We start from the raw sequence: 17,602 nt of genomic DNA on the forward strand, positions 1-17,602 counted from the left end.
CCCGTCGACCCCATGCCGGTCGGGACCACTCCCGTCGACCCCGCGCCCGTCGCGTCGAGCGCCTCGCCCCACGACGCCCACCCCCACCCCCCCGCCCACGGCCCGCTCTGGCCCCTCGCACTCGCGGCCCTCGGCGTCGTGTTCGGCGATATCGGCACGAGCCCGCTGTACGCGATCCGCGAGTGCTTTCACGGCCCGCACGCCGTGGCGGTGACGTACGACAACGTCGTCGGGGTGCTGTCGCTGATCGTCTGGTCGCTTATCGTCGTCATCTCGGTGAAGTACGTCCTGTTCATTCTCCGCTCGGACAACAACGGCGAGGGCGGGATCCTGGCGCTGACGGCGCTCATCAGCCCGCACGGCCACCGCGCCCACGCCGGGCGCGCCAAGCTCATCCTCCTCGGCCTTTTCGGCGCGGCGCTCCTGTACGGCGATGGGGTGATCACCCCCGCGATCAGTGTCCTGTCGGCCGTCGAGGGGCTCCGTCTCGTCGCCCCGACCATCGAGCCTTTCCTCCTGCCGTTGACGGTCGGCATCCTGATCGGCCTCTTCGCGTTCCAGCGCCGCGGCACGGCCGGCGTCGGGGCCGTGTTCGGGCCGGTGATGCTCCTGTGGTTCTTCGTCATCGCCGTGCTCGGCGTGCGCAACGTCGTCGCCGAGCCGTCCGTGCTCTGGGCGATCAACCCGCTCTACGCCGTGCGCTTCTTCATCGCCAACGGCTACCACGGCTTCGTCATCCTCGGCACGGTCTTCCTCGTCGTGACGGGCGGTGAGGCGCTCTACGCGGACATGGGCCACTTCGGGCGGCGGCCGATCAGCGCGGCGTGGTTCGCGCTCGTCCTGCCGTGCCTGCTCCTGAACTACGCCGGCCAGAGCGCCCTCCTGGTGGCGCGGCCCGCGGCGGCGGCCGAGCACCCGTTCTTCCAACTCGCCCCCACGTGGGCCATCGCACCGCTCGTCATCCTGGCGACATTCGCCACCGTCATCGCCTCCCAGGCGCTGATCTCGGGCGCTTTCTCCCTGACGATGCAGGCGATCCAGCTGGGTTACAGCCCGCGCCTGGACATCCGGCACACGTCGTCCGATGCGCGCGGCCAGATCTACATTCCGGCGATCAACTGGGCGCTCATGGTCGCCTGCATCGCCGTCGTCCTCGGCTTCCGGTCCTCGAGCAACCTGGCCGCCGCCTACGGCATCGCGGTCACGAGCACGATGGCGATCACGACGGCCCTGTTCTACGTCGTGCTGCGCGAGCGCTGGGGCTGGTCGCCGGTCAGCGCCGGCGCGCTGTGCGGCCTCTTCCTGACGGTCGATTTGGCCTTCCTGGGCGCGAACGTTCTCAAGGTGCTCCACGGCGGCTGGTTCCCGCTCCTCATGGCGGGCGTCATCTTCGGCCTCATGACGACATGGCACACCGGCCGTCGCCTGCTGTCGTTCCGGCTGGCGGCCGCGTCGAAGCCGCTCGGCGACTTCCTCGACCGCACCGAACGCACGTCGGTCACGCGCGTGCCCGGCACGGCCGTCTTCCTGCACAGCAACCGCCACGGCACGCCGCCGGCACTGATTCAAAACGTGCGCCACAACCACGTCCTGCACGCGCGCCTGATCGTCGTCACCGTCGTCACGGAGGACGTCCCGACGGTCGAGCCCGCCGCCCGCGCCGCCCTCGAACACCTGCGCGAGAACGCGTGGCGCGTCGTGCTCAGCTACGGCTTCATGGAGCAGCCGAACGTCCCGGCCGCGCTCGCCGCCATCGACGCGCCCGACTGGACATTCGAGGCCGACGCGGCCACATACTTCCTCAGCCGCGAGAAGATCCTCCCCAGCCGCCGGCCGGGCATGGCGCTGTGGCGCGACTACGTCTTCGCCTGGCTGTCGCGCAACGCATCGGGCGCCACGTTCTACTTCGGCCTGCCGCCGGCGCAGGTCATCGAGCTCGGGACGCAGCTGCCGATCTGACGGGCTGTCTGAAGTGCCGACCGCAAGCGGTGAGCGGCGACCGGCCTGCCCCTGAAGGGGTGGGCTCGTTCATGACAAAGTCCCCTTCGGGGACTAGACCTGGTGACGACCGTGAGCATCGACGACGCCGAAATCCAGTACGCGATCGAGCCCGACTTGACGCCGGCCGAGTTCGTCGACGTCCTCGTGCGCTCGACCCTCGCCCCGCGCCGCCCCATCCATGCGGCCGAGATCATCGCCGGCATGCTCGCCCACGCCGACATCATCGTCACCGCCCGCGCCGCAGACGGCGTGCTCGTCGGCGTGGCGCGGAGCATCACCGACTTCACGTACTGCACCTACCTCGCCGACCTCGGCGTCGACGCCGCCTACCAGGGCCGCGGCATCGGCCGCGCCCTCATCGCCCGCACCCACGCCGCCGTCCCGCCGACGTCCAGCCTGATCCTCCTGGCCGCGCCCGGCGCGCGGACGTACTACCCGCACATCGGCATGGAAGCGCACCCGTCGTGCTGGATCCTCCCGCGGCGACTGCCGCCGGCGCCGGACGCGTGACGGCGGAGCCGACCGGGCGCGGAGCCTCGCTGTCCGGCGCGATATCGACGTCCCCACTGCCGACGGAGACGCGACGGTGGCGCCCGTCCGCGACGACGGCGGCCGCTGCCGTTCTCCTGCTTACCTTCACCGCGCTCGCCGTCGCCTACAACGCCGCCGTCCCACCGTTCGAGGGCGCCGACGAGAGCACGCACTACTTCTACGCCAAGCACGTGTACTGCACCGGCACGCTGCCCGTGCAGCAGGCCGACGCGGAGAGCCGTGGGCTGTGGGAACAGGAGGGCAGCCAGCCGCCGTTGTACTACGCGCTGGTGCATTCGCTCGTCGGGCTCGAGTGGCTTGAACCCGACCTCGACACGTTCCGCGAACCACGCACGCCATGCGCATACCCCGATGAGGCGCTCACCTACAACCACCAGAACTCGATGGGTCGGCCGGCCGTCGTCGGCAACGAGAATCGGTTCATCGACAGTGCCACGCACCAAGCGCGCGGGTACGCCGGCGCTGTCCACTTCATCCGCTTCGCCTCGACCCTCCTCGGCCTCCTGACCCTCATCGCCCTGTGGACGATCTTCACCCGCGTGTTCGCCCTCCGCCGCTGGCTCGCCGTCGCCGCCCTCGCCCTCGTCGCCCTCAACCCGCAGTACATCCACCTGTCCTCGACGGTCTCGAACGACAACGCGATGAACGCCATCGCCGCGGTCGCCCTCGCACTGCTCCTGCGCGTCCTCGCCGGCGACGGCCGGCCGGCCATCCCGCCGACTTCGCCCCCGCGCGTCGCCCCCCCCGGCCCGCGCCGCGCCCATGCAGCCGCCATCGCCCTCGCCTTGGTCGTCGGCCTGGCGCCGCTGGCCAAGCTCACCGGGCTGGCGCTGGCCGCGTTCGTCGTCGCCGCGCTGCTGTGGACCGCCTGGCGCCGGTACGCCGCCGGCGCGCGCGGCGAGGCGCGACAGCTTGGTGCGACGGCCGTAGGCGTGGCGATCGCCTGCGTCGCCCTGGCCGGCTGGTGGTACGTGCGGAACATCGACCTCTATGGCTCGCTGACCGGCCTGAACATCATGCTCCCGCCGGAGCTGCGCCGCGACTTGAACGTGGCGCGCTTCCTCCGCGGGCTGCCGGGCGAACTGAACGGGATGTGGCTGTCGAGCTGGGGGCTGTTCGGCTGGTTCACCATCCTCATGCCCACTTGGGTTTATGTACTCATCGGCGTCGCGGCGGCCGCGGCGGCCATCGGCGGCTGGCGCGCGTGGGGCGACGAGCGGCGTCGGCGCAGGGCGCCCCAGCCATACGCGCGCGTTCTGCCGACGGACCGGCACGCCGTGGTGCTGCTGGCCCTGTGGTGGCTCGTCACGTTTGCCAGCCTCCTGCGCTGGATGCTGATCGCCAAGGGCGCCCACGGACGCCTGCTCTTCCCCGCCATCGCCGCCCCCGCCGTCCTTCTCGTCCTCGGCTGGCGCGCCCTCCTGCCGGCACGGCGCGTGGGCGACCGCACCCTCGCGCTGGCCGTCTCCGGCACGATGGCGGCGCTGGCCGTCGGTGCCCTCGTCGGCGTCATCCGCCCGGCCTACGCCCGACCGGCGACGATCGCGGCGAGCGCGCTGCCGGCCGACGCGGTGCCGATCGGCGTCGTGTTCGACGAAGCGGTCGAGCTCGTGGCGATGCGCACGCCGCGACGGGCGGCGACCGGGGCGGCGGTCGAGGTGACGCTCTACTGGCGCGTGCGGCGGGCGGTGGAGCGCGACGGGTTCGTCGCGCTGCGGTTCGATCAGGAGGTCGCTGCGAGCGACGATCCGGGCGCGTGGCGCACCGTGGCCAGCGACGCCAGCCTGAGCTACCCGGGCCGCGGGAACGCGCCGTTCGCCTTGCTGCCGCCGTCCGACGCCCTGTACGTCGACAAGAGGACGCTGCCGGTGCCGCCGGCGGCCACGGCGTTGCCCGGCGTCGTCGGTCCGCAGTCCGTGCTCGCCCGGCTGGTGGCCAGCGTCTATGAACCCGCAGCCGGGCGCAGCTGGCCGGCGGAGCGGCCCGACGGCGGAGACGGCGTCGCGGCCGTGGACATCGCGCTCGACACGGTCGCGGCCGGCGGCGCACGCCGGCCCGACGCCAGCGCACCGCTGGCCGTATTCGACGACCGGATCGAACTGCGGGTCGATGGACGAACCGGCGGCGATGCGGACGCGGAGGGCGGCCTGTTTGCGGCCGGTGGCGGGATCCGCATGCGCAGTGTCGTCGTTCCGCCGGGCAGCGACGCCGCGCATCGCGTGGCCATCCGGTGGCACGTCATCGAGCCGCCGACAGAGGATCTGTCCCTCTTCGTTCATCTCGTGGACGCCGACGGTGCCCTTGTGTCGCCGTTCGACAGCGCGCCGTCCGCCGGTGCGCGCTACCCGACGTCGTACTGGCGCGCCGGCGAAGACGTCGACTCCTTCGTCGCGTTCCGGCTGCCCGACGGGGCACGGCCGGGGGATCGCTTCGCCCTGCGCCTCGGCCTCTACAAGCCGGCAGACGACGCGCCACGGCTCGCCGCGATCGATGCCGCCGGCCGGCGCTGGACGGACGATTCGGTCCACGCGCTGACCATCGACGTGCGCAGCGACCCATGACCGCGCGACGCCCAACGAGCTCGCCCGACGGCATGCTACGTACCGCGCTGGGGTCCGACGCCCGCTCCCTGGCCGCGCTGGCCGTCATCGTCGCCGCCTTCTTCGCCCCCGTCCTCTCCGCCCGCTACTGGCTCCCCCAAGGCGGCGGCGACCTCGCCTCGTTCCTCTGGCCGATGTACCGCTTCGCCGCGGGCCGCATCGCCGCCGGCGACCTGCCGCTGTGGAACCCCCACCAGTACGCCGGCGCACCGCTGCTGGCCGACAACCAGTCCGGCCTCCTCTACCCGCCGCTCTGGCTGCTCTACGTCCTCAAACCGGCCTTCAGCTACCGCGATCTGCAATGGCTCGTCATTGGCCACATGCTCTTCACCGGCGTCGCGATGTACGCATGCCTGCGGCTTTGGCGACGCCGCGACGCAACCGACCCAGGCTCAACGGCGGGCTTCGCGCCAACGCCGGCCCTCGTCGGTGCCGTCGCCTGGATGCTGAACGACGTTTTCCTCACCCACATCGGCAACCTGAACTTCAACGCCGCCGCCAGCTGGCTCCCCCTCGCCCTCCTCGGCCTCCACCGCGCGTGCGAACCTCCGATTGCGGTCCGCGCAGGGGCGGGCCTGAGACCCGCCCCTGCCCACGGCCCGGCGCATGTCTCCCGTATCGGGTCGATGAATCGCTCGCCTGGCTGGCTCGCACTCGCCGCCCTGTCCCTCGCCCTCAGCGCCCTCGCCGGCCACGCCCAGGCCACATTCCTCTGCGCCCTCGCCGTCGCCCTCTACGCCCTCTGGCGCGCCGCCACCGACCGCCGCTGGTGGCCCCTCGCCGCCCTGGCCATCGTCGGCGCCACCGCCTTCGCCCTCGCCGCCCCCGCCCTGTTGCCCACGCTCGCGCTCCGACCGGCGACGGTCCGCGCGACGTACGAAACCGCCACGTCGGTCCAGTACAGCCTGCCGCCGCGCGCGCTCGTCGGGCTCGTCGCGCCGTGGTGGTGGGGGCGGGGCGCGGCAGGCTTCCACGGCGATTGGGACCGCGTCGAGGTGGGCTACGTCGGTGTCGTGCCCCTCGCTCTGGCGATCGTTGCGATGTGGGGTGGCCGGCGTCGCATGGCGAGGCGGAAGGCGGGCACCGGGACCCGTCCCCACGGAATCGGGGACGTCCCATTCTTCGCCGCCCTGGCGATCGTCGCCCTCCTCGTCGCCCTCGGCCCCGCGACGCCGGTGCACCGCTGGCTGATCGCCCCGCTCCACCTGCCGTTCCGCGCGCCGGCGCGCTACCTCGTGCTCGTCGACTTCGCGCTGGCGTGGCTGGCAGCGGCCGGCGCGGCGGCCGTCATCGCCCGCGTCGCCCGCACCGCGACGTCCCGGTCGTCGACCGGTCCATCCGCACGATGGCGCTGCTTGGCCGCGGCAACCGGTCCGCTCCTCGTCCTCGTTGCCGCCATCGACCTCGTCGCCCTCGGCGCCCGAGTCGAGATCGACCGCAACGACCCGACCGCCGGCTACTGGCGCACGACCGCCAAGGACTGGCTGGCCGCCAACGGCGCGACGTTCGCGCCCGGCGCCGCCGACCTCCCGCCGCGAATCGACGAAGCCTCCGGCGCGTGGCAGCCCGGCTCGGCCCAGCTCTGGGGCCTCTACAGCCTCGGCGGCGTCTACAACCCGTCCCGGCTCGGGACGTACAGCTTCGCGATGGACGGCCTGCAGCACCGCGGGTCGCCGCTCTACAACCTGTTCGGCGTCGGCTGGTGCCTGACGGACAAGGGCGCGGCCCCGAGCGACGCCGGCCGGTGGACCAAGGCCTTCACCGGCGACGCCGCCGTCGACATCTGGCGCAATGACGGCGCGCTGCCCCGCATCCGCCTCGTCACCCACACCCACGTCGCACGCGACGACCTCGCGGCATTCGACCGCCTGCGGGATCCGGCGCACGATCCACGCACGTCCGTCGTCTTCGTCGCGGCCGACGTCGAAGCGGATGCGACGGCGCAGGCCGACGAACGCCCCGACGATCCCACCGATCCCCCCGCTGCCGCCGCAAGCCCGGTCGTCGTCGACGCATACGGCCCCGACCGGATCACCCTCCGCGTCGACGTCCGCCGGCCGACCTTCGTCGTTCTAACCGACGTCTGGCACCCGGACTGGCGGGCCACAATCGACGGCGCACCGGCGCCGATGCTGCGCGCCGACTTCCTCTTCCGCGCCGTCGCCGTCGACGCCGGTGCGCACGTCCTCGAGCTGCGCTACCGGCCGCGCGGCTGGCGCCTCGGCCTCGCGCTGGCGGCCGTCATGTGGGCGGTGCTGCTGGCGGGGGCGGCTCGGGCGTTGGCACGGCGGGGCTGATCGCCGACGCCGGGCCCTCGCTCCGGAACGCCTCCGCGGTCGTCTCGGGGAACGGGCCGTCGCCGTTCGGCTCGTGACGCCGGGGCGGAACGGCCCGGTCGTCGACCGAGCCCTCGCCGCCCGGCCCGACACCGCTCGGCGGGGTCGGCTTGGGCCGTCGGTTGCCGGTGCGGTGGCCGTCGCGGCGCGGCGCCCCGCCGCCCGGCGGTCCCGCGGCCGCGGCGGCCTGCGCGACCGCCGGTTCGGACGGATCGAGCGGCGCCGGGCGAACGGTCGGACCGCGCGCTGGCGGGTTTTCGGCGCGGGGCCGCCGTTGCGGCCGCGGCGCCGGCCGCGCCTTGGCGCGGATGCCCGCCGAGGCGACGTCACGGGCGCTTGCGGCCAGCGCCGAGCGGTCGTCGCCGGTCGAACGCGGGCGCTCGTCCACCGTGCCTGCCACCGCCGGGCGACCGCGCGCGGCCGGTGCGTCGTGAAAGGCGAACTGCACCGGACCGGCCAGTGTCTGGAGGTTGATCGCCATGAGGCCGGCGACCAGCGCGGCGACGGGCAGGGCGCGACAGAACCGGCGGGCGATCGGGGCCTGGAGAACCCGGAGAGCCCGGAGGGAGAGATGCCGAGCGATCGGGGCGCGGGCTGCCATCCGGTTGGACCCCGTTGCCCACGCCGCAACCACAGCATCCTGCACACCCGCCCAGCCCGCCGCCAGCAGCGTCGAGATCGCCGGCAGCGCCGGGAACAGCAGGCGCCCCTGGGCCGCGGACAACCGCGCGTTGTGCGCCAGGAACGCGCACCACGTCACGCCCACGATCAGGCCGAGCGCGGCGGCGCTGCCGCGGTCAACGGTGCGACGGCGAATCGCCGGCGGCAGTCCGAGGACGCCGAGCACGGTCAACAAGCCGAAGAAGGCGTACGCATCGACGTGCAGCGGCACCGTCATCGAGCCGATCTTGCCCCAGTACGAGATGAAGACCCCCCACAGAAATGCCGGGTCGGCGGTCAGCGCCAGCGGCGACGCGTCGACGGCAAGCACGGCGTGCGCTCGCCGCATCGCGGCGCCGGCCAGCGGATCGCCGTAGCGCCACGTGTTCCACGCCAGCCACGGACCTGAAACCGCCAGGGCGGCCAGGGTGAAGTGCAGCGTGCGCGACAGCCGCACGCGGCGTGTGCCCGGCAGCAGGATCAGGACGAGTCCGGCCGCGGCCGCGACCGGGGCCATCGTGTATTTCGTCCACATCCCGACACCGGCGACGATGCCCATGCGCATGGCAGGCGTCATCGACGGGCGATCGCTGGTCGGGCGGCCGCCCAATGGGCCGTCACGGGCCGTCCGATCGCCCGCCAGGCGGTCGCCGGTGATCGATCGCACGAGCTGCCAGGTCAGGAGCGCGCACCACGTCGTCGCGAGGGCGTCGTTCGTGAGGACGGCGTTGTGGTGGGCGAACATCGGCGTGAGCGCCGGCAGCGCCGCGGCGGCCAGGGCGATCGAGCGGCGGCCGCGGCCGGCGGCGAGGGCGGCGGCGTAGATCAGCACGAGGGTCGCGGCGCCGAAGAGCGTGGAGAGGAGGCGCAGGCGGCGGGCGGGGCGGGCATCCGCAGGGTCGTAGCTGCGCGGATCGTATGCGTCGGCGGACGACGGGTCGTCGAACCGGAACCCGTCGTTCAACCGCAGCGTCCGCGGCACCAACGACCGGCCGCCGGCCGCGCCGTTCATCGCGGCGGCGATGACGTAGTACAGCGGCGGTTGGACGGATTCCCAGACCGTCCCGATCGGCGGCAGCGCGTGCCGGGCCGCCACGAAGTCGATGTACGATGCGTGCCCGTGCTCGTCGGCGCCCTCGAGGATCGGCACGCGCCAGGCGTACGCGGCGGCGAGGCAGAGGTAGAGCGCGACGACGACGGCCAGGGGTGCGTGGCGCGCGATCAAACGGGGTCGGGCGGCAGTCATCGGCGGCGTTCCTCGGTGTGCGCGGGTCGTCGAGCGGGGGCCGCTCGTTGCGACACGGGCGGGCGACAGATCGGTTCCAACCCGGGTTGCGATGGCCCGCCCGCGGGCCTACACTCGCCCCCCACAACCGACGCCCATCCTGGAGGCTCCCCTATGCCCCGAGCGATCGTCTACGCCAGCGACCCGGCCCACGTCCGGACGGCCGATGTGGACGGCGGCGACAACGACGCCTACCTGAGCAAGCTGACGAAGTACGTCCCGGCCGAGGTGCTGGCGTTCTTCGTGCCCACGTACGCCAACCTGCCCGCCAACGCCGAGCGCTGGCACTGGACGGTGTTCGGCATCGGCCTGGCGGCGACGCTGGGCTACACGCTTGCGACGCGGATGCGCGAGCAGGGCAAGACCGGTCCGTGGTACTACTACGTCCTGACGGGCCTCGCCTTCGCCGGCTGGGCGTCCAGCGTGACGGCCGCCGGCACCGACCTCGCCGGCCTCGATCCGGCCATCGCCCCGACGGTCCTGTCCATCACGGTCCTCATGGTGCCCCTGGCGGACGACCTCCTCACGCGGTTCTGGCCGCCGGCCGCATGACCAAGGGTGCGCCCCCCGCCGATGCCGTGCCGACGGGCGAGCTGCTGGCCGACATCCTCGACCGCGTCGACAGCTGGCTCAAGTTCGCCGAGGCCAAGAACTTGGCGATCAGCGCCCTCACCGGCACCGCCAGCGGCGCCATGATCGGGCTCCTTCGCGGCGCCGATGGGATGCCGCTGCCGGCCGTCGCCGCCTTCGGGGCATCCGAGCTCGCCTTTCTCGGCGCGCTTGCGACGGCGGTTCTTTCGTTCCGACCGCAGAGCGCGCCCAGGATTCGCCCCGCCCGCCCGCCGTCGGGCGCGCCCGACGACAACCTCCTGTACTCCGGGCACCTGGCCGCCTACACCCCCACGGAGCTTGCCGCCGAGGTCGCCCGGCGCTACGGCGGCGACACGGCGTACGATCCGACAGCGCACCCGTTGCACGCCGCGCTGGCCGGGCAGATCGTGGCCAATGCCGTCATCACCCAGGCCAAGCTGCGCACCTTCAACCGGGCATCCTTCCTCGTCCTCGTCGGGCTCACGCTACTGGCGGCCGGGCTGCTGGCGGAGCTCGTCCTCTGACGGCCGGGCAATACGCGGCCGGCAGCGCGTGGCCGACCGGCACCGTCGCGTTCCTCTTCACCGACATCCAGGGCAGCACGGCGCGCTGGGAGCGGGACGCGGACGCGATGCGGGCCGCCCTGGCGCAGCACGACGCCGTCCTCGAGGGCGCGATCCGCCGCCACGACGGCGTCTGGTTCAAGCGCGTCGGCGACGCCATGCAAGCCGCGTTCGCTGCCGCGCCCGACGCGCTCGCCGCCGCGGTCGAGGCCCAGCGCGGCCTCGGTGCCGCGTCCTGGGGACCGGACGGGCCGGTGTCCGTTCGCATGGCCCTCCACGCCGGCGAAGCCGCACCGCACCGCGGCGACTACGTGGCGCCGTGCCTGAACCGGCTGGCGCGGCTGATGGCGGCCGGCCACGGCGGCCAGATCCTGCTCAGCCAGGCCGCAGCGCTGCTCGTGCGCGACGACGTGCCGCCGGGGGTGGCGCTGCACTCGCTCGGCACCCATCGGCTGCGCGACCTCCTCGCGCCGGAGGAAGTGTTCCAAGCGGACGTCGACGGTCTGCCTGGCGCGTTCCCGGCACTGAAGACGCTGGACGCCCACCCGAACAACCTGCCCCAGGCGCTGACACCGCTCATCGACCGGTCCGACGATCTCGCGGCAGTGAACGCGCTGCTGGCCCGCAACGACGTACGCCTCGTCACGCTGACCGGCCCGGGCGGCATCGGCAAGTCGCGCCTGGCGCTCCAGCTGGCCGCCGACGCGCTCGACGGCTTCCCGGACGGCGCATTCTTCGTGCCGCTGGCCGCCGTCCACGATCCGACGCTCGTCCTTCCCGCGCTGGCCGCCGCCGTGGGCGTGTCCGAGGGCGGCAGCGCGCCGCTGGCGGCGACGCTGGCGGCACGGCTGGCGACGCGGCACATGCTTGCCGTCCTCGACAACGTGGAACAAGTGCTGGCCGTCGGCCCGGCCCTCGCGGCCCTCCTCGAAGCATGTGCCCACCTCACGCTCCTTGTCACGAGCCGCGCCCCGCTGCGCGTCCGCGGCGAGCACGAGTACGCCGTCGGGCCACTCGGCCTGCCCGGAGCGGATGGAGCGGATGGGGCGAACGAGGAGGACGAAAGCGAAGGCCACGACGTCGCTGGCGCGGACAGCCATGCGGGTCGCCCATTCGACGCCGTCGACGACTTCGGCGCCGCGGCGATCGCGCGCAGCCCGGCGGTGATGCTCTTCGTGGACCGCGCCCAGGCGATGTCCGCCGATTTCACGCTCACGCCCGAAAACGCATCCGCCGTCGCCGCGATCTGCCGGCGGCTCGACGGGCTGCCGCTGGCGATCGAACTCGCGGCGGCCCGCGTGCGCCTACTGCCGCCGGCGGCGCTCCTGGCGCGCCTCGAGGGCCGGCTGGCGCAGCTCGGCGGCGGGCTGCGCGACCTGCCGGCGCGCCAGCAGACGCTGGCCGCGACGCTCGACTGGAGCCACGCCCTCCTCACGGGCGCTCAGCAGGCGCTCTTCCGGCGCCTGGCAGTGTTCCGCGGCGGCTGGACGCTCGAGCTGGCCGACACCGTCTGCGCGACCGGCGTCGACCCGGGCGTCGACAATGGCGTCGACAATGGCGCGGGCACCGCCGCGCCGATCGACGTCTTGGATGCGCTGGCCGCACTGGCCGACCACAGCCTGATCCAGCCCGTGCCCGCCGGCGACGTCGCGCGCTTCACGATGTTCCACGTCGTGACCGAGTACGCCGCCGAGCACTTGGCGGCTGCCGGCGAGGCCGACGCGACGGAAGCCCGGCATGCGGCGGCCATGGCCGCATTGGCCGAGGAGGGCCGGCGGAACATCATCGGCGGTCAGCAGTTGGCCTGGCTCGAGCGGCTGTCCGCGGAGCACGCGAACCTGCGCGCCGCGCTCGACCGTCTGCTGCAGCGCGGCGACGACGCTGCGGCCCTTGCGCTCTCGGCGGATCTGTGGCGCTACTGGTACCTGCGCGGACACCTGCAGGAGGGCCGCGCCTACCTAAGCCGGACGCTGACCGCCCCAGGCGCGGGCGCCGCCGGCGATGCCCGGGCGCGGGCGTCCAACGGGCTCGGCGTTCTGTCCTGGCTGCAGGGCGACTTTGCCGCCGCCCGGACAGCCCTCGGCGAGGCGCGCGCCCTGGCCTCGTCGCTCGGCGACGACGCGCTCGTGTTGCGCGTCACCCACAATCTCGGCGTCGTGGCCGTCGACGAGGGCGATCTCGACACCGCGGCGGCGCTCGGCGAAGCCAACCTCGCCGTCGCTCGCCGCTTGGGGGATGCCCAGGCCGAAGCCGGCGTGCTGCACGGCCTGGGTGTGCTCAGCGCCGAACGGGCCGATCTCGAGGTGGCGCGCACGCACTTCACCGGCGCGCTGGCCCTCCAACGCCGGCTCGACGACCGGGAGGGCATGGCCGCGACGATGGTCAATTTGGCGGGGCTGTGCGTCCTCTCCGGCGACCTGACCGGCGCCGAGCGATGGCTCGACGAGGCCCAGCCGCTGGCGGAAGCCGTGGAGGACGTCTGGACGCTCGGCACGCTCCGCCAGGCGCGCGGCGAGGTCGCGATCGCGCAGCACCGCCTGGACGATGCCGGGCGCGCGCTAGCAGGCGCCGCCCGCCTGCGCCTGAGCGCGGGCGATCAGAAGGGTCTGTCGCGCGTGCTGGTGCTGACCGCCCGTCTGATGTTGGCGGCCGCCGACGCACGCACGGCGGCCCAACTCCTCGGCGCCGCGGCCGCGCTCCGCGAACGCGTGGGCGCGCCGCTGTCGCCGCGGGAGGCGCCGCAGCACGAAGGCTACGTCGCCTCGGCGCGCGCCGCGCTGGGTGATGCGGCGTACGCTGCGGCTTGGGCGGCGGGGGCGGCGCTGGATCCCGAGGCGGTCGCGGATCTGGCGCTCGGGGCGGAGATGGAGGGCTGATCGACGCGGCGGGCACGGAGCGGCCGGTCCGGCTGTTGCTCTTGCCCGCCCGCTCTGGCATCATCGCGCGGCTGCGTCGCCCGAACGATTCGCACATTGAGGAAGCACACGACTTTGGACTCCACGATGGGACTCATGTCGATCGGCGGGCTATGGATCATCCTCTACCTGGTCTACATCGCCATCGTGATCTACGTCATCCCTTCCTCAGCCCCCCGGGGGGGGGGGGGGGGGGGGGGGGGGGGGGGGGGGGCGAACACGGGCGCGGGATGTAATCGACGAAGGGGCGGAGGTGCGGTTGGCAAAGCGTGCGCGGCGCCCCCTCGAGACGATCGGCTGGCGGGAATGGGTGACGCTGCCCGAGCTCGGCATCGCCGCCGTGAAGGTCAAGGTGGACACGGGCGCTCGCTCGTCGGCGCTGCATGCCTGGAACGTGGCGCGCTTCAAGCGCGACGGTGCGCACTGGGTACGGTTCCAGGTCCATCCGATCATCGACGACGACACGACGACCGTGACATGCGAGGCGCCGCTGCTCGGCATGAAGTGGGTTCGGTCATCCAGCGGCAAGAAGACGTTCCGGCCGGTGATCCACACGACGTTTCTCATCGGATCCCACCGCTACTCGATCGACCTGACGCTGGTGCGCCGCGACCTCATGGGCTTCCGGATGCTCCTCGGCCGCCAGGCCCTCCGCCGGCGGTTCCTCGTGAACAGCGGCCGGTCGTTCGTCCAGAGCGCGCGCGATCCGGCGCTCGCCGGCACGGGCGACGTCGACGGCGACCATGACCGCGCCGAGTCCGTAACCGTATCCACCCCCGCTCCGGACCGTACGCCCGCCCCTGCCTCGGAGAGTCGCCCATGAAGATCGGCATCCTGTCCCGCCGCGCGGCGCTTTACTCGACGACGCGGCTGAGGGAGGCGGCGGAAGCGCGCGGTCACGAGGTGCAGATCGTCGACTACCTGCGCTGCTACATGAACATCACGTCACAGAAGCCTTCCGTCATCCTCGGCGGCAAGAACCTGGACTTCGACGCGATCATCCCTCGCATCGGCGCCACGTACACGTTCTACGGCACGGCCGTCGTCCGCCAGTTCGAGATGATGGGCGTGTTCGCGGCCAACGAGTCCCAGGCCATCTCGCGCTCACGGGACAAGCTGCGCAGCCTGCAGCTCCTGAGCCGCGAGGGAATCGGGATGCCCGTCACGGGCTTCGCCCACGCCACGAAGGACATCGAGGGCCTCATCGACAGCGTCGGCAAGCCGCCGTTCGTCATCAAGCTGCTCGAGGGCACGCAAGGGATGGGCGTCGTGCTGGCCGAAACGCGCAACGCGGCCGAGTCGGTCATCGCCGCGTTCCGGCAGCTGGACGCGAACATTCTGCTCCAGGAGTTCATCGCCGAGGCCGGCGGTGCCGACATCCGGGCGTTCGTCGTCGGCGGGCGCGTCGTGGCGGCGATGCGGCGCCAGGCGCCCGAGGGCGAGTTCCGCAGCAACCTCCACCGCGGCGGGTCGGCCAGCCAGATCCGCCTGCGCCCCGTCGAGCGCACGACCGCCGTGCGTGCCTGCAAGACGCTCGGCCTGAACGTCGCCGGCGTCGACCTCCTGCGCAGCAACCACGGTCCGCTCGTCATCGAGGTGAACTCATCGCCCGGCCTCGAGGGCATCGAGGCCGCCAGCGGTGTCGACGTGGCCGGGGCGATCATCGAGTTTCTCGAGAAGCGGGCACGGCGCGGGCGGACGCGCGACCGGGTCGGGGGATGATCATCCCCACACCATCGGGCCGATCGCACCGCCCACGTGCTCTTCCACCGTCTTCACGACCACGGACAGCTCGTCGGCGATCTGACGGTAGGTGCGCCCTTCGGCGATGAGCCGTGCCACCGCCGGCCGGCAGCCAGCTCGATGGGGGCGGCGGGACAAGGCGCGGCGGAAGCAGGGCGGTCATCGCCGGTCAGGACATCGCAACGATTGACATCGGACGATGTCGTCCGCCATGCGGATCCGGCCGCGCATGGCGCGGGCGCCCGCCCACGCGATCCATCGCCCAATCCACCGAGCCGCGCTATCCTACCGGCCCCGCCGCGACCCTTCGAGGAGCACGATGGGCACCCACGACGTCAGCGACGCGCTCGACGGCGACAACCTCCGCCGCTTCACGCGCCGCCTGCTGGCGGACCTTCGCGCGCTCGAGGCGATGATCGACGGCGGCCAGATCGAGACCGGCGTGCGGCGGATCGGCGCCGAGCAGGAGGTCTTTCTCGTCGATGCGGCGTGGCGTCCGGCGCTGGCGGGCCTCGACGTGCTGGCGCGCGTCGATGACGTGCACTTCACAACCGAGCTCGGGCTGTTCAACGTCGAGCTGAACCTCGATCCGCAGGTCTTCACGGGCGACGCCCTCGCGCAGCTCGAGCGCCAGCTCGGCGACCTCATCGCCCAGCTGCGCGCGGCGTGCGCGGACCTCGGCGTGCGGCCGATCCTCGTCGGCAGCCTGCCGACGATGCGCAAGAGCGACGTTGGGCCGGAGGCGATGACGCCGGTGCGCCGTTACGCGCTGCTGGGCGAGGCGCTCCACCGCCTGCGCGGCGGCCACTTCGACTTCCACATCAAGGGGATCGACGAGCTGATCGTCACGCACGACAGCTTCATGCTCGAGGCGTGCAACGCCAGCTTCCAGGTCCACTTCCAGGTCGACCCCGAGGGCTTCGCGAACGCCTACAACGTCGCCCAGCTCGTCGCGGCGCCGGTCCTCGCCGCCGGCGCGAACGCGCCGCTGCTCTTCGGCCGCCGACTGTGGCACGAGACGCGCATCGCCCTCTTCCAGCAGTCGATCGACACCCGCAGCTCGGCCGACCACCTGCGCGAGCGGAGCCCGCGCGTCACGTTCGGCAACCGTTGGGTGGACCGGAGCGTCCTCGAGCTCTACCGCGAGGACGTCGTGCGCTTCCGGGCCCTCCTCGGCGAGCTGCACGACGAGGACCCGTTCGCCGAGCTCGCCGCCGGGCGGGTACCGCGATTGCGGGCGCTCTCGCTCCACAACAGCACGGTGTATCGCTGGAACCGTGCGTGCTACGGCGTGACGGACGGCAAGCCGCACCTGCGGATCGAGAACCGCGTCCTGCCGTCGGGCCCGACCGTCGTCGATGAGATCGCCAACGCCGCGTTCTGGCTTGGGCTCGTGACGGCGATCACGGCCGACTGCGACGACGTGCGCCGCCACATCGCGTTCGCCGACGCCAAGGCGAACTTCTTCCAAGCCGCTCAGCACGGCCTGAACGCGCAGCTGCAGTGGCTCGACGGCGAGACGGTGCCGGCGGCGGAGCTCGTCGCCGACCGCCTCGTGCCGCTCGCCGCGTCGGGCCTGCGCGCGGCGGGGATCGACGCGCCCGACATCGACCGCCTTCTCGGGATCATCCACCGCCGGGCGACGTCCGGCCAGAACGGCGCGCGCTGGCAGCTGCGCTCGCTGGCCGGCCTGGACGCATCCGGGCGCGGCACGCCGGGCGAGCGGCTGAACGCGCTCGTCGGCGCGATGGCGCAACGCCAGGAGGAGGGGACGCCCGTGGCCGAGTGGCCGCCGGCCGCGCTGGACGAGAGCGGCGGCTGGCAGTTCAACTTCCTGCGCGTCGAGCAGTACATGACGACCGACCTGTTCACCGTCCACGAGGACGAGAGCGTCGACCTCGTCGCCAACCTGATGGTCTGGCAGCACGTCCGCCACGTGCCCGTGGAGGACAACGACCATCGCCTGATCGGCATGGTCAGCTACCGTGCCCTCGTCGACCTCGTTGCCCGTGCCCGGCTCGGCAGCGAATCGGCGCCGCCGGCGGTGCGGGATATCATGCGCCGCGACCTCGTGACGTGCGGGCCGGAAACGTCGACGTTGGATGCGATCCGGCTGATGCACGATCGGGGCGTCGGCGCGCTGCCCGTCGTCAAGGACGGCCAGCTGGTCGGGATGATCACGCAGTACGATTTCCTGGCCGTGGCGCGCGACCTGTTGACGGGGCACCTGGCCCAAGTCGCCTCCGACACGACGATGTCCGCTGCGACCGTGCCCGCCCCGCCCGCCCGAACGCCCGCGCCGCGTGCCCAACCGAACCCACGACGCCCGCGCAAGCGGCAAGGAGACACCACATGA

General features: G+C 72.9%; 12 protein-coding genes. 10 read left to right on the forward strand and 2 right to left on the reverse strand.

The annotated features are described in order from the left end of the window. Positions 1-12 precede the first annotated feature (12 nt). The 4 genes from IPG72_11740 (at position 13) to IPG72_11755 (ending at position 7,450) form a co-directional block, all read left to right on the forward strand. Complete coding sequence (locus IPG72_11740) at positions 13-1,959, forward strand: potassium transporter Kup (protein ID MBK6769658.1); 1,947 nt, start codon at positions 13-15, stop codon at positions 1,957-1,959. Positions 1,960-2,076: 117 nt separating this feature from the next. After that, positions 2,077-2,511, forward strand: coding sequence for a GNAT family N-acetyltransferase (locus IPG72_11745; protein MBK6769659.1), 435 nt, complete (start codon positions 2,077-2,079; stop codon positions 2,509-2,511). Continuing rightward, a complete protein-coding gene (locus IPG72_11750; protein ID MBK6769660.1) occupies positions 2,466-5,114 on the forward strand; it encodes a phospholipid carrier-dependent glycosyltransferase in 2,649 nt (882 codons plus the stop codon). Before IPG72_11745 ends, IPG72_11750 begins: the two co-directional genes overlap by 46 nt. Then, complete coding sequence (locus IPG72_11755) at positions 5,111-7,450, forward strand: hypothetical protein (GenBank protein MBK6769661.1); 2,340 nt, start codon at positions 5,111-5,113, stop codon at positions 7,448-7,450. The genes IPG72_11750 and IPG72_11755 overlap by 4 nt, the downstream gene beginning before the upstream one ends. Here IPG72_11755 and IPG72_11760 read toward each other — a convergent pair. Then, positions 7,395-9,395, reverse strand: coding sequence for a hypothetical protein (locus tag IPG72_11760; GenBank protein ID MBK6769662.1), 2,001 nt, complete (start codon positions 9,393-9,395; stop codon positions 7,395-7,397). The genes IPG72_11755 and IPG72_11760 overlap by 56 nt on opposite strands. 153 nt (positions 9,396-9,548) lie before the next feature. On the opposite strand from IPG72_11760, the gene IPG72_11765 reads away from it, so the two are divergent. The 5 genes from IPG72_11765 (at position 9,549) to rimK (ending at position 15,225) form a co-directional block, all read left to right on the forward strand. Continuing rightward, complete coding sequence (locus tag IPG72_11765; protein MBK6769663.1) at positions 9,549-9,986, forward strand: hypothetical protein; 438 nt, start codon at positions 9,549-9,551, stop codon at positions 9,984-9,986. Continuing rightward, entirely contained in the window at positions 9,983-10,549 is a 567-nt protein-coding gene (locus IPG72_11770; protein MBK6769664.1) for a hypothetical protein, read from the forward strand. Before IPG72_11765 ends, IPG72_11770 begins: the two co-directional genes overlap by 4 nt. Positions 10,550-10,656: 107 nt before the next feature. After that, positions 10,657-13,464, forward strand: a complete 2,808-nt coding sequence (locus IPG72_11775) for a tetratricopeptide repeat protein (GenBank protein ID MBK6769665.1) — start codon at positions 10,657-10,659, stop codon at positions 13,462-13,464. 298 nt (positions 13,465-13,762) lie between these two features. Next, positions 13,763-14,326 carry an ATP-dependent zinc protease gene (locus tag IPG72_11780; GenBank protein MBK6769666.1) on the forward strand — a complete coding sequence of 188 codons (564 nt, stop codon included), beginning with the start codon at positions 13,763-13,765 and terminating at the stop codon, positions 14,324-14,326. Beyond that, positions 14,323-15,225 (forward strand): 30S ribosomal protein S6--L-glutamate ligase, encoded by a 903-nt coding sequence (gene rimK / locus IPG72_11785; GenBank protein ID MBK6769667.1) that lies wholly within the window; start codon positions 14,323-14,325, stop codon positions 15,223-15,225. Before IPG72_11780 ends, rimK begins: the two co-directional genes overlap by 4 nt. On the opposite strand, the gene IPG72_11790 is transcribed toward rimK, so the two are convergent. Continuing rightward, a complete protein-coding gene (locus IPG72_11790; GenBank protein MBK6769668.1) occupies positions 15,226-15,384 on the reverse strand; it encodes a hypothetical protein in 159 nt (52 codons plus the stop codon). A gap of 181 nt (positions 15,385-15,565) precedes the next feature. Between IPG72_11790 and IPG72_11795 the strand changes: the two genes are divergently transcribed. Then, positions 15,566-17,602 carry a CBS domain-containing protein gene (locus IPG72_11795; protein MBK6769669.1) on the forward strand — a complete coding sequence of 679 codons (2,037 nt, stop codon included), beginning with the start codon at positions 15,566-15,568 and terminating at the stop codon, positions 17,600-17,602.

Origin of the sequence: Candidatus Avedoeria danica (genome assembly GCA_016703025.1) — a bacterium.
GTDB lineage: Bacteria > Chloroflexota > Anaerolineae > Epilineales > Epilineaceae > Avedoeria > Avedoeria danica.